This window comes from Psychroflexus planctonicus, from assembly GCF_014640195.1.
GTDB lineage: Bacteria > Bacteroidota > Bacteroidia > Flavobacteriales > Flavobacteriaceae > Psychroflexus > Psychroflexus planctonicus.
In genome coordinates, this window is record NZ_BMGM01000009.1 from 1 (window position 1) to 13,616 (window position 13,616).

Below are 13,616 nucleotides of genomic sequence, written 5' to 3' on the forward strand. Positions count from 1 at the left end.
ATCTAGCATAATTACTAATCTTATTAGGAAGAACTATACTAACACTAAAAGATTTATTATGGAGCCAATGTGCCAAATTCTCATGATATACACCAGTTGCTTCCATTACAAAAATTAAATCAGATTCATTAGTCTGCAGTTCTTTAAGCCATTTGAGAAGCTTTGAAAATCCTTTGCTGTTATTTTTAAAGGTTGCAAAAGTTCTAATAAATGTTTTTAAATCATCTGATAATACTGCATAACAACAAACCAGTTCAACTTGGGCAACATCAATACCCACAATTTGCTTTAATAATTTCATAATTAAGTTTTACAGGTTAATAAATAAAAGTGGATGTCTCCCTTCGTTTTTTCTCCTGGTTGGATATTGTTGCTACAAAAACTAGAAGCTTATGTGCATTACATTCTGTTTAAACTCTAAGAGAAAGAAAGAGATGAGGCTATGATCTTCGCATGAATATACTTTGAAAAAGCTATTAAGTTTGCAATAGGCTCTCATCTCTCACCACTACTTTTTAAAGATAAAACAAACATAGGAGTTTGTAACTTCACATCTTCACCATCCGAAATCTAAACAAACACAAACTTTAGGGTTTTATAATAATGAGACTCCGCATAATTTTGAAAAAAAATTATGCGGAGTCTCAGTTTTTTGTTTTTGTTTTAATTAAATAGTTTCACTCGGATTTAAAATCCGAGTAACAACTGACAGATATCGCGGAAGCAGGATGTTCATTAAATCAGACCAATAAACAAACCATCATCGGTTTTATCCACTTTGGCAACATCTTTTTTACGAAGACCTTTGGTAGCTTTATCCCATTTTTTATTGCTTAAACCAGAAGCTGCTTTTACCGCATCTAATTCTTGTGGCGACTGTTTTTTCAATACTTCTACCACAACTTTTTCTTCATCGGTTAATTCTACTTTTTTCTTTTCAGGGCGCATTTGTGGGAAGAATAAGACTTCTTGAATAGCAGGATTGTTAGTTAAAAACATGATCAATCGGTCCATACCAATTCCTAATCCTGATGTTGGGGGCATTCCGTACTCCAAGGCGCGTAAAAAGTCATAGTCAATGAATTCAGTTGCTTCATCGTCTCCTTTTTTGGCGAGTTTCAGTTGCTCTTCAAAACGTTCCCGTTGGTCAATTGGATCATTTAATTCAGAATAGGCATTGGCGATTTCCTTACCACAAACCATCAACTCAAAACGTTCAGTGAGTTCTGGATTATCTCGATGTTCTTTACACAACGGACTCATTTCCTTTGGATAATCTGTAATAAAGGTGGGTTGTATAAAGTTACCTTCACATTTTTCACCAAAAATCTCATCAATTAGCTTGCCTTTACCCATGGTTTCATCTACTTCAATGTCCATTTCTGTAGCCGCTTTTCGCAACTCTTCTTCGGTTTTACCGGTAATATCAAATCCGGTAAATTCTTTTATGGCGTCCGTCATGCTAATGCGTTTGTAAGGCGCTTTAAAATCTACTTCGTGTTCTTTAAAAGTTGCTTTGGTGGTTCCATTTACTTGTATCGCGCAATGTTCTAGCAATTGCTCGGTAAACTCCATCATCCAATTGTAATCTTTGTAGGCTACATAAATTTCCATAGCCGTAAATTCTGGATTGTGGGTGCGGTCCATTCCTTCGTTACGGAAGTTTTTAGAGAATTCGTATACACCATCAAAACCACCTACAATTAAGCGTTTCAAGTATAATTCGTTGGCAATACGCAAGTACAACGGAATGTCTAAGGCATTGTGATGCGTTACAAAAGGTCGTGCCGCTGCTCCACCTGGAATGGATTGCAAAACAGGAGTTTCTACTTCCATGTATCCTTCTTGATTAAAAAAGTTTCGCATGGCGGTAAACAACTTGTTTCGTTTTACAAAGATTTCTTTTACATGCGGATTCACCGCTAAGTCTGCATAACGTTGGCGGTAACGCATTTCGGCATCGGTAAACCCGTCGTATTCGTTGCCTTCTTTGTCTTTTTTAGGAATGGGCAAAGGCTTCAATGCCTTACTCAACAGTTTAAAGTTTTTTACTAAAACAGTTTTTTCGCCTACTTGGGTTGTAAAAAGTTCCCCTTCAATACCCACAAAATCGCCGATATCAAGTAGTTTCTTGTATACATCATTGTACAAGGTTTTGTCTTCACCAGTACAAATTTCATCACGATTAAAGTATACTTGAATTCTTCCTTCGGCATCTTGTACTTCAGCAAAAGAAGCCTTCCCCTGTATTCTTCTGGACATCAATCGGCCAGCAATTAGTACGTTTTTACCTTCTTCATATTCAGCTTTAAGCTGTTTAGAAGTATGTTGAACAGGAAATAAATCTGCTGGATACGGGTTAATTCCCATATTGCGGAGGTCACTTAATTTTTTACGTCGTACTTGTTCTTGTTCAGATAATTGCATGGCTAAATTTTTAAAGGGGCAAAGATACATTTTTAACACTTGAAAGTAAAGCAAGTTTTAAAGCTTACCATATTTTTAAAAGAATCGCTAAAGTCGCTTTAAAATGAATAGTTTAAACAGGCTAAATTTGTATTTTAGCTTTATGAAAAACTTTTTTTATATACTTTTTTTCTGTTGCTCCATTTCATTTGGACAATCATTTAGCTTAGGTGAAAATTACCTTGACCAAGGTGAATATGAAAAAGCCAAAAGCATTTTTAAAAGTTTATATGAAAAACAGCCACGTTCCCAAAAATACCTTCTAGCCTACACCAAAGCACTTACAGAATTAGAACAGCTTGATGAAGCTGAAGAAGTTTTATTGAATTATTTGAAGAGCACCAACAGATATCCCAATATAGACGTAGAATTGGGACAAATATACCAACGCCAAGATAAAAATGATTTAGCTGAAAAACGATACCAAATAGCAATAGAAAGCATCAGCGAAAATCCAAATTTTGCTTATTCGGTTGGTCAGGCATTTCAAGAATACAATTTGCTAGATGAAGCTGCCATGGTTTACGAAAAAGCCAATGAGTTGCAACCAAGGATAAATTATAAAATTCAATTGGCTCGAATTTACGGCGAACAGGGAAATTTAGAAAAGATGTTTCAAAATTACATCTATCTTATTTTAGAAAGTCCCAATTACTTCAACGTAGTTAGCCGAAACTTCAATGAATATATAACTGAAGACCCACAAAGTGAAGCCAATATTGTATTTAAAAGATTATTATTAAAAGAGCTTCAGAAAAAACCCAATGTATTATACAATCAACTTTTAAGTTGGCTGTTTGTGCAAGAAGGCGATTTCAATAAAGCTTTTGCTCAAGAAAAAGCCATTTACAAACGATCGGAAAACCCAAAATTCGATCGCATTATAGAACTTGCTCAAGTAGCTGGAGACAATACTCTTAATGTAGCGGTTTCTGAACCTATATTAAATTATGTAATCGATGAAGCTCAAAACCAACGGATTCAGCTTCGTGCCATTCAGGAATTAATGGAACAAAAAGTTGCTTTTGCAAATGCAAATCGATATGAAGCTATAAAAACTGATTTTGAAAACTTTTTAACTACCTACGAAAGAAAACCAAATACAGCTGCTTTACAATTATTGCAAGCTCGCTTTTTAGCTTTTCAATTGCAAGAAAAAGAAGAAGCTAAACAAAGCATCAATCAATTGCTATCTCAGTCTATTAATACATTTACGCAAGCCACTACAAAAATACTTTTAGCAGATATTTTTGTGTTAGAAGAACAATTTAATCAGGCTTTAATTTATTATTCTCAAGTTGAAAAGCTAGTCAAGAACACAGACATGGCTCAAGAAGCAAAATTTAAAGTAGCAAAAACCAGCTATTATAAAGGCGATTTTGACTGGGCGGTTACCCAATTGGATGTGCTTAAAAAAGCAACTTCACAATTCATCGCCAACGATGCAATGTCACTGGCAAGACATATAAAAGATAATTCTTATCAAGACTCTATTCAAACCGCCTTGCAAAAAGTAGCAAAAGCTGATTTATTAGAATTCCAAGAGCAAAATGAAATGGCACTTACAATTTTAGATGAAGTGTTAACTGATTTTAACGGCGAACCTATTGAAGACGAAGCTTTGTTTAGAAAAGCTAAAATTCATGAAAAGTTGAATAATTTTGAAGCTGCTGCTGATGCTTACCAACAAATCATTGAATTTTATCCTTTAGATGTGCTGGCAGACGATGCCTTATTTGCCATTGCAAAACTGTATCAAAATCAATTGAATGAACCTGACAAAGCAAAAAAATACTACGAGAAAATTATTTTTGATCATCCCGATAGCATTTATTTTGTTGATGCACAAAAAGCATTTAGGAAATTACGCGGTGATGCCATAAATTAAAATTATAGATTTTAATTATTTTTCTTTTTTCAAGAACAATAACATTCATTCAATTAAAATTGAATCATGTTGAGTAGGTTTCAATCAAAAATTAGACTTTTCAATTAGCATGTTTTTAAATCCTTCTTCATTTCATTTTCCACATCCAAGCCAAGCTAATGTTGAAGGTTTGTTAGCCATTGGTGGTGATTTAGACCCAAAGCGTTTATTAACTGCTTACCAAAAAGGAATATTTCCGTGGTATAATGAAGGTGAACCCATTTTATGGTGGAGTCCCGACCCAAGAATGGTGCTGTTTCCAGAAAAATTGAAAATTTCAAAAAGCATGAAACAATTGTTTAAAAAACAAGCTTTTGAAGTTAGTGTCGATCAAAATTTTGAAGCTGTAATCGACAATTGTGCTAACGTTCCCAGAAATGGACAAGTCGGAACTTGGATTACCAACGAAATGAAAAAAGCCTATATTAAACTTCATGGTTTAGGTTATGCAAAGTCTGTAGAAGTTTGGAAAGATGGTGCTTTAGTTGGTGGTTTGTATGGCATTTATGTTGAAGAACAAAACATATTTTGTGGCGAAAGCATGTTTACCAAAGTGAGTAATGCTTCCAAATATGCATTTATTTGGTGGGTGCAGCAATTACGAGAAAAAGGAATAAAACTCATCGATTGCCAGATGTACACCGACCATTTAGCGAGTTTAGGTGCAGAGGAAATTAGTAGAGAAGCCTTTTTGAGTTATTTGAAAGTTTGATGTAATTCTTTCACTTCCTTATAGCGAAAACACCCCACCAAATGATCATTCACCAAACCAGCAGCTTGCATAAAAGCATAGGTTGTAGTTGGCCCCATAAACTTGAAGCCTAATTTTCTTAAATCTTTACTGAGTTGTTGACTGATTTTTGTTTGAGCTGGAAGATCAGCAAGGTTTTGAAACTGATTTTGAATGGGTTGATGATTGACATACTTCCATAAAAAAGCAGAAAAACTTTTGTGCTCTTTTTGAATTTCCATAAAAGCTTTCGTGTTATTGATGGTCGCTTCAATTTTACCACGATGCCGAATAATTCCTTCATTTTGAAGCAAACTGGAAACATCTTTCTCCATAAAAGCAGCTACTTCTTCAACTTGAAAGTGTTTAAAAGCATTTCTGAAGTTTTCTCTTTTCTTCAATATGGTTAACCAACTTAAACCAGCTTGAAAGCTTTCTAAAACCAGCAATTCAAACAATTCTTGGTCCTTGGTTTTGGGCACGCCCCATTCTTCATCGTGATACTTGATGTACAAATCATTTCCTTTGCACCAATCGCATCTGTTTTTTTCCATAGAAGATTATATTTATATCATATTTAACCACGAATGCACTATTATTAAAGCATATATTATTCTTGCACCTGCCTTTATCGGCAATCAACATTAGTGTCAACAAAATACTGAAAATTTCTAACTGAACAACCAAAAAGCTTTTTTTACATTTTTAGATAAAAATCCTTGGTTAGCGCGATATAATCTTTGGTGTATTGATGTCGTTCCAATTCTATGATTAAGTGTTCTGTTTGCAGTTCTTTTTGTTGAAATGAAAATTCCATTAAGCATCTTTTTACGGGTGAAGTTGGATTTCCTTTTACAAAGCAAACTCGGTTTAAAAACAAGTTGCTAGTTTTTGCTAAATCAATAAATTCTTGGTGATATTCTTCGGGAAGTATGCAGGAAAAAACACCATCTTTTGTCAATAATTGCTTCACTCCAGACAGCAAATCTTCAAATGGAAGCGTGTCTGTAAACCGAGCCGTATTTCTTGCATTGCTTGGTCTCGTTTCATTTTTCTGATTAAAAAAAGGTGGATTGGAAACGATACTTTGGTAGGTTTCGTCTATTTCTTCCACAAACTCCTGAAAGCTGGCATGATAGCAAAACAGTCGGTCGCTCCACGGGCTGTTTTCAAAATTATCTACACATTGCTCAAATGCATCATCGTCTAGTTCGATAGCATCAATCAATTCGGCTGTACTTCGTTGTGCCATTTGCAAAGCAATGATTCCTGTTCCTGCACCAATGTCTAAAATAGCATCTGGTTGGTGTTTTAATGAAGCCCAAGCACCAAGCAAAACACCATCTGTGCCAACTTTCATAGCGGTTTTATCTTGTTGTATACTGAATTCTTTAAATTGAAATTTCAATGCTAAATTGTTTTTTTAAATATGTTGTTTTTTCTTGAATTGAAGTAGTAATAGGTAGTTTTTTTCTGTGATGTTTTAAGTACTAACTTAGCAATTCCATAGTTATGAGATTCCTCGTCGAAGCTGAAAAAGCTGCTCTGTCGGAATGACAAAATGAAAAAAACACCCAAAAACCTGTCATTCCGCACGCAGATGCGGAATAAAACAACAACACACATCAGAAACTGTCATTCCGCACGTAGATGCGGAATCTGCTTGTCGTTAGTTCCACAGTATCAAAGGACTTCTTTCCCGCTTTCAGGAAAACTACAAAAAACATGGAAAAAAAAAGATGAATACCTATTTTTGTGTAAAACTAACTACCTTGAAAATTATTGAAAAAGAAGATGAACAATGGTTGGTACTGTATACCAAACCGAATACATCTAGAAATTTAGCCAAACAGCTCAATACAGCTGGGATTGAAGCTTATTGCCCGACCAAAACAGAAGTAAGGCAATGGAGTGACCGAAAGAAAAAAGTACAAGTTCCTGTATTGCCGTCTATGATTTTGGTAAAAGCAAAACCTTCTAATCGTCAAATTGTGTTTGAGTTTAACGGGGCATTACGTTTTCTATTTTGGGCTAAAAAACCTGCCATAGTCAGCGAAAGAGAAGTAGAAGCCTTGCGGGATTCTTTAGAAAAACCCAATGTGGTGAGTGCTGAAGTGGAAGCCATTAAGCCCGGTCAAAAAATAGACTTAAGCGAATTGGGTTTTGAAGGCCAAGAAGGAAATGTAAAATACGTTTCGGGTAACAAATGCTGGGTAATCCTAGAAAGCCTTGGTTTTGTTGTAAAGGTGAATCTTTCAAAAGAAGAAAATACAAAGCAAAAAGCAAAATAGAAGTTTAGCTTCGCTTTTAATTTTAACTTTGTTCCTTATATTGAAAAAAGCAAAATGAAATACTACATCATTGCTGGTGAAGCATCTGGAGATTTGCATGCGGCGAACTTAATAAAAGCACTTCGCAAAAAGGATGCTCATGCTGAAATTAGAGCTTGGGGTGGAGATTTAATGGAAGCGGCCGGAGCAAATTTAGTAAAGCACTACCGCGATTTGGCTTTTATGGGGTTTTGGGAAGTAATTACCAACCTGAAAACCATTCTGAAAAACATCAAGTTTTGCAAAGCAGATATTGCTAAATTTCAACCGGATGCCATCATTTTTATCGATTATCCCGGCTTCAATATGCGGATTGCTAAATGGGCAAAAATCAACGGAATTACCACGCATTACTACATTTCACCCCAAATTTGGGCTTGGAAAGAAAACCGAATTAAAGACATCAAACGCGATGTTGACCACATGTACGTAATTCTTCCTTTTGAAAAGGATTTTTATGAAGAAAAACATCAATTTCCGGTGCATTTTGTTGGGCATCCGTTGTTAGATGCTATTGAAAATAGAGCTGAAGTAAATGAAGAAGCATTCAGAAAAAAACACCAATTAAGCAATTTACCCATCATCGCATTGTTACCCGGTAGCCGAAAACAAGAAATTGCCAAAATGCTACAAAGCATGTTAACCATGTTGAAGCATTTTCCGGATTACCAGTTTGTAATTGCAGGTGCACCAAGCCAAGAAGACGAATTTTACATGCAGTTCATCAAAAATACGCAAGTGGTTTTGGTGAAAAATGAAACCTACGATTTGCTGAGTATTTCGCATGCTGCTTTGGTAACATCGGGTACGGCTACTTTAGAAACGGCTTTGTTTCAAGTACCCGAAGTGGTTTGTTATAAAGGAAATTTCATTTCGTATCATATTGCCAAACGCATTGTTCAGTTGAAGTATATTTCGCTTGTAAATTTAATTATGGATCGCGAAGTGGTAACCGAGTTAATTCAAAATGACTTTAACGAAAAGCGACTTCAACAGGAATTAGAAGCCATTTTAGAAATTGAGAATAGAAATCGGATTTTGAATGATTACGATTTGCTTCATAAAAAATTAGGCGGAGTAGGTGCTAGTGAACGAACTGCAGATTTAATTTTAGCAGCAAGTAAATCTTAGAATTTTAATCTGTTTTTGAGTTCTTCTTTCTCGTCTTTCTCTAAAGCACTCAGTTTTGGTTTTTTTAATAAGTTGGTTAATTTTTCGTTTATTTTGTTGTACTGCTTACACCGCTGGCAATTGATGATGTGCAATTGTATACGTAAACGTTCCCAAAAGCTAGTTTCGTTGTATTGATTTTTATCTATATAATGACCTACTTTTAAGCAAGATCTGGGTATGTTTTCTTCGTTTTTCATCTTATTAAAACCAATTTGAGCCTAAGCAATCTGCCAATTGTTTTTTAGCTCGGTGAATGCTTACCCATAAATTAGACGTGGTAATTCCCAGTTCATTACAAATAACTTCATTATCGTATTCAAGGATGTTCTTCATTTTAAAAACCGCCGCGTGTTGCGGGTTTAGGAGCTCAATGCAATCGTAAATGGCTGATCCTAATTCGGAGTTTTCTAAATTTTGATCTGCATTAGGGTCGTCATTTTGTACTCGTTCTTCAAGCCAATTGCCCTGTTGATCGTCACTATTTACATAGTTCATTCTTACTTCTGCTTTTCCTTTTTTGGAATTCTTTTTCCGATAAAAATCGATAATCTTATGTTTCAAAATAGCAACCAACCAGGTTTTTTCCGTAGCATCACCTTTAAATTTGTCTTTCGATTTTAATCCTGCTAAAAAAGTTTCAGCTACTAAATCTTTAGCCAAATCCCGATCGTTTACACGCGATATGGTATAATTGAACAAATAATCTGAATATTTGTCTACCCAAAGTTCGGGACGTAAATTTGCTTTTGCTGCAGTCATACATCAAATGTACAATTTTTTAGAAGCTGTCGAACTAAAATGCATATCATTACACCATGAAAAAACTACTTATTTTAGGAATGGTTTGGCCAGAGCCTTCGTCTTCTGCAGCAGGTAGCCGAATGCTTCAACTCATCGATGTATTCTTGGATTGGGGTTTTGAAATTTCCTTTGCTTGTGCAGCTCAAAAGACTTCACATAGTGAAGCATTGGAAAGGCAAAAGGTGAAAGAAGTGGCTATCCAGATCAATCATAAAAGCTTTGACGAATTTCTAAAAGCATTTGAACCTACACATGTGTTATTCGACCGTTTTATCATGGAAGAACAATTGGGCTGGCGGGTGCATCAAATATGTCCGCATACCATTACTATTTTAGATACAGAAGATTTACATTTTCTTAGAAAAGCCAGACATGAAGCCGTAAAACAAAACATCAACTTTAAACCAAATTTGCTTTTTACGGAAAGTGCGAAACGCGAAATTGCTTCTATTTTGCGCTGTGATGTAAGTTTGATGATTTCTGAAGCTGAAATGCATATTTTGCAACGTCATTTTGATGTGAAGCCTTCTCAACTATTTTATCTGCCTTTTCTTTTAAGTGAAAGTAAAATCCCGAATAGTGCTAGTTTCAATTCATTTTCTAGCAGAAGCCATTTTGTGAGCATCGGAAACTTTTTGCATGCACCCAATTGGGATCAGGTCTTGTTTTTGAAAGAGCAAATCTGGCCTTTGATCAAACAAGAACTTCCTGAAGCAGAATTGCACATTTATGGTGCTTATGCTAAACAAAAAGTGAAGCAGTTGAATAATGAAAAACAAGGCTTTTTAGTAAAAGGAAGAGCAAAAAATGCACTAGAAGTCATTCAAAATGCAAAGGTGCTTTTAGCTCCACTTCGGTTTGGCGCAGGATTGAAAGGAAAATTATTAGACGCTTTGCTTACAGGAACGCCAAGTGTAACTACCAGTATAGGCGTAGAAGGAATGCCTGGCGATTTGCCTTGGGCAGGAGAAATTGCCAACACACCAAAAGAAATTGCCAAACAAGCTATTTTGTTATATACTTTAGAAAAACGTTGGAATAAAGCACAACGAAATGCAGTTGAAATTTTGAAAAAACGCTTCTCAAAAGACAGTTTTACTAACTTATTTGAAGGAAAGCTGCATCAAATTGAAAGCGACTTAACAAAACACCGGCAGCAGCATTTCTACGGTCAGATTTTACATCAAAATCAGTTGCAAAGCACAAAATACATGTCACTTTGGATTGAAGAAAAAAACAAGCCACACTAACTTAGCGTGGCTTGTTTTGGTTTGAGCTTCAACTCAAACGTTTTTAGTTGATTTTACTTTTAGTGAACAAGTTTAGTTAAAAATTATTTCCCTGCAGGGAAATGCCGAAAGGCAAAGGGTGTTTTTGTGTTAGTTTACACCCATCCCTTGCCCTTCCATCAATGGAAGGGAAAAGATTAATGCAGTAGTTTAAATTAACATTTTTCATTGCTCAACTTTAAATAAATTTTCAAAATTTCCCTGAACTCGAACCGAGAGTGTTTCAAAATCGAGCGAAGTCGAGATGTATGTTGTTCTCGACTTCGCTCGAACTTCAAGCAATTAAAGGTAAATGCTAAACATTATAAAATACATTAGCTTCAACTTACCCCTTAGGATCTAAAATATCGTCTATTCGTGCAATAGCATCTTCAATATGATATCTGGACATTTTATCGCTTGTTCTATTTAAACCGCGTTGAAGGTCTCTTTTTAATTGTTTCAACTCTGCACGGACTAAAGGACGAATATCACTTTTTTCAACATCAATACTACTTTGGTTGATGTATCTACGGTAGCGAGCAGGAACGCTGGATTGCTCTTCTGTCATTAAATGATGCATTCTTGCGATGTAAGCACGTTGTAAGTTTCTTCTTATTCTTGAAATTTCTTGACCACGACTTAATTCGCTGAACAATCCTTGACGTAAATCGAGCATCATTTCATCTATGGCATAAGCCTCGTTTCCGTTTAGTTCTTCGTTTTCCATCATTCTGGCAAATCTTCCGAAATCTAATAAGTTGTTTAAGGTTCTTTCTTGGTAACCACGAATACGTTCTAAATAGCCATCAAATTCAAATTTGTTTAAGATTTCTGCATCTATCATCCATTCGGGTGTGCTGAACAATTGTTCTTGTAAAAAACGCATCGCCTTTTGCTGATGTGCTTTATCTACATGCACGTAGTTGGCTATGTCTTGGTCGTAAGTATGATAGTATTCGTATACACCGCCAATATTAGCTGTTGTGTGTCCCATATAGCGATTAAACTGACCTAAAACTTGCTTGTACAATTCTTCTAAATCATCGTAATTTTTTCCTTTTTCTTCTGTCCATTCAATTAAGTTGGGAACGATTCTTTTTAGGTTTTTAATTCCATATTCAGAAGCTAACATCGCATCGTCTCCTAAATCTTCAGTTTGAGCAGATGGATCGATTACACCACCGCTTTGTTGTTTTCCAAATCGATAAATAGGGTCGTCTGCTTTTTCTAAAATCCATTGGTCTAGAATTTCTTTTTCTTCCTTAGGTGTTTTATCTAAAATAGGTTTGTAACCCCACATGATGGCATATTTATCATAAGGTCCAATTTCGGGCATTAAAGCGACATCGCCATCTTCAGGTTGAGCGATGTAATTGAAACGAGCGTAATCCATAATGGAAGGTGCTGTTCCAAATTCTTTGGTAAATTCAGGATCGCGTAGTTTTTCGACAGGATACGCCGAAGAACTTGCCATATTGTGTGGTAAACCTAAAGTGTGTCCCACTTCATGTGAAGAAACAAAACGAATTAATCTTCCCATTACTTCGTCTTCAAATTCTACACCTTGTGCTTGTGGATTAATGGCCGCGGTTTGCACAAAAAACCAATTTCTGAGCAAGGTCATTACATTGTGATACCAATTGATATCCGACTCAATAATTTCTCCACTTCTCGGGTCGCTAACGTGAGGTCCGTTGGCATTTGGTATGGGTGATGCCAAATAACGTACTACAGAGTAACGTGCATCTTCTGGACTCCAATCTGGGTCTTCTTCTTTGCTTGGTGGATCTTTAGCGATAATTGCGTTTTTGAATCCAGCTGCTTCAAAAGCAACTTGCCAATCTTCAATTCCTTGTTTGATGTACGGCACCCATTTTTCTGGTGTAGCTCGGTCTATGTAATAAACAATGGGTTTTTTCGGTTCAACTAACTCCCCATTTTTGAATTTCTCGATGTCTTCATCTTTCACTTCTAATCTCCAACGGTCTAAATAACGAACGGTTTCTGATTTTTGAGCTTCCATTCCGTAGTCTACTTGACCACGACCAAACCAGCCCACGCGTTGGTCGAAATAACGTCTGCGGTAAGGTTCTTTGTCTAATAAAATCATAGAATTACTAAATTCTAAAGAAATGGAGCTGGTACTAGAATTGGAAGGTGGATTTCCGGCATTGTAGGTTTTTACATGACGAACTTCAATGTTTTTTGGATACGAACGAACGGTATCGATATACGAGCGAGAATCATCTAAACGCTGTACTTTATATTGTTGTCTTCTTCGGTCTTGGAAGCCAATAGCTTTTACGTCCTTTTGAAACAAATCGGTTACATCTACAACCGTGTTGTTGTTAATGGAATCTTTTTTTCTAGCTTTTACATCAAACGAATATAAAATGGGTTCAAAATTGGAATTCACTACCGCTTCGTGAACGGGCAAGGAATCTGCTGCCACAACATTGTAGGAAACTACTCTTAGATGTACTTTATCTCCTTTTTGTTCCCAACGTAAAACTTGCTCGTTTTGCTTACCGCCGCCAAAACCAATTCCGCTAGCTGTTTTGGCAATACGAGTAACCATAAGCATTTCTCGATTAAATAAAGAGTCGGGGATTTCAAAAAAGTATTTATTATCTACCAAATGAACCGTAAATAGTCCATCGTCTGATTTGGCATCTTTAGTAATTACCTTTGAATAAGGTTTTATACCGCCCTTTTTACTTCCTTTTTTTTGCGCTTGCGCTTGTTTTGAGTTGCTTTTTTTCGATTGAAATACACTACAAGAACTGATAGATAGTGCTATGGTAAAAGCAAAACAGAGATAAAAATACTTTTTTAGCATCGTTTTATTTTTAGTGAAACAATAAATTTGAATGTAATACCAATTTAATCATCAAATGACGCTATATAGCTCATTCATT

General features: G+C 35.8%; 12 protein-coding genes. 5 read left to right on the forward strand and 7 right to left on the reverse strand.

The genetic code is table 11. The features are described from left to right. On the reverse strand, positions 1–301 hold a 301-nt coding region (locus IEV72_RS10185; protein ID WP_188459010.1), incomplete at its 3' end, for an IS110 family transposase. A gap of 434 nt (positions 302–735) precedes the next feature. Beyond that, positions 736–2,427: a lysine--tRNA ligase gene (lysS, locus tag IEV72_RS10190; protein WP_188459011.1), complete on the reverse strand. Its 1,692-nt coding sequence runs from the start codon at positions 2,425–2,427 to the stop codon at positions 736–738. Positions 2,428–2,569: 142 nt separating this feature from the next. On the opposite strand from lysS, the gene IEV72_RS10195 reads away from it, so the two are divergent. Then, positions 2,570–4,354 (forward strand): tetratricopeptide repeat protein, encoded by a 1,785-nt coding sequence (locus IEV72_RS10195; RefSeq protein WP_188459012.1) that lies wholly within the window; start codon positions 2,570–2,572, stop codon positions 4,352–4,354. A gap of 109 nt (positions 4,355–4,463) precedes the next feature. Beyond that, on the forward strand, positions 4,464–5,105 hold the full coding sequence (gene aat / locus IEV72_RS10200) for a leucyl/phenylalanyl-tRNA--protein transferase (protein WP_188459013.1): 642 nt from the start codon (positions 4,464–4,466) through the stop codon (positions 5,103–5,105). Here aat and IEV72_RS10205 read toward each other — a convergent pair. Then, a complete protein-coding gene (locus IEV72_RS10205; protein WP_188459014.1) occupies positions 5,090–5,677 on the reverse strand; it encodes a DNA-3-methyladenine glycosylase I in 588 nt (195 codons plus the stop codon). The two genes, aat and IEV72_RS10205, sit on opposite strands and share 16 nt — an antisense overlap. Positions 5,678–5,820: 143 nt before the next feature. Next, the gene (locus IEV72_RS10210) at positions 5,821–6,531 is read right to left on the reverse strand and encodes a tRNA1(Val) (adenine(37)-N6)-methyltransferase (RefSeq protein ID WP_308420173.1); all 711 of its coding nucleotides are present in this window, start codon (positions 6,529–6,531) and stop codon (positions 5,821–5,823) included. A 331-nt stretch (positions 6,532–6,862) separates the two neighbouring features. On the opposite strand from IEV72_RS10210, the gene IEV72_RS10215 reads away from it, so the two are divergent. Beyond that, a complete protein-coding gene (locus IEV72_RS10215) occupies positions 6,863–7,414 on the forward strand; it encodes a UpxY family transcription antiterminator (protein ID WP_229731883.1) in 552 nt (183 codons plus the stop codon). Positions 7,415–7,468: 54 nt separating this feature from the next. Next, the gene (gene lpxB / locus IEV72_RS10220) at positions 7,469–8,584 is read left to right on the forward strand and encodes a lipid-A-disaccharide synthase (RefSeq protein WP_188459015.1); all 1,116 of its coding nucleotides are present in this window, start codon (positions 7,469–7,471) and stop codon (positions 8,582–8,584) included. Here lpxB and IEV72_RS10225 read toward each other — a convergent pair. Together IEV72_RS10225 and IEV72_RS10230 are read right to left on the reverse strand one after the other, a co-directional pair. Continuing rightward, positions 8,581–8,823, reverse strand: a complete 243-nt coding sequence (locus IEV72_RS10225) for a hypothetical protein (protein WP_188459016.1) — start codon at positions 8,821–8,823, stop codon at positions 8,581–8,583. The genes lpxB and IEV72_RS10225 overlap by 4 nt on opposite strands. Before the next feature lie 4 nt (positions 8,824–8,827). Further along, the gene (locus tag IEV72_RS10230; RefSeq protein ID WP_188459017.1) at positions 8,828–9,385 is read right to left on the reverse strand and encodes a sigma-70 family RNA polymerase sigma factor; all 558 of its coding nucleotides are present in this window, start codon (positions 9,383–9,385) and stop codon (positions 8,828–8,830) included. 56 nt (positions 9,386–9,441) lie between these two features. On the opposite strand from IEV72_RS10230, the gene IEV72_RS10235 reads away from it, so the two are divergent. Then, positions 9,442–10,677, forward strand: coding sequence for a glycosyltransferase (locus IEV72_RS10235; RefSeq protein ID WP_188459018.1), 1,236 nt, complete (start codon positions 9,442–9,444; stop codon positions 10,675–10,677). Positions 10,678–11,041: 364 nt separating this feature from the next. On the opposite strand, the gene IEV72_RS10240 is transcribed toward IEV72_RS10235, so the two are convergent. Then, on the reverse strand, positions 11,042–13,537 hold the full coding sequence (locus tag IEV72_RS10240; RefSeq protein ID WP_188459019.1) for a zinc-dependent metalloprotease: 2,496 nt from the start codon (positions 13,535–13,537) through the stop codon (positions 11,042–11,044). Positions 13,538–13,616 lie beyond the last annotated feature (79 nt).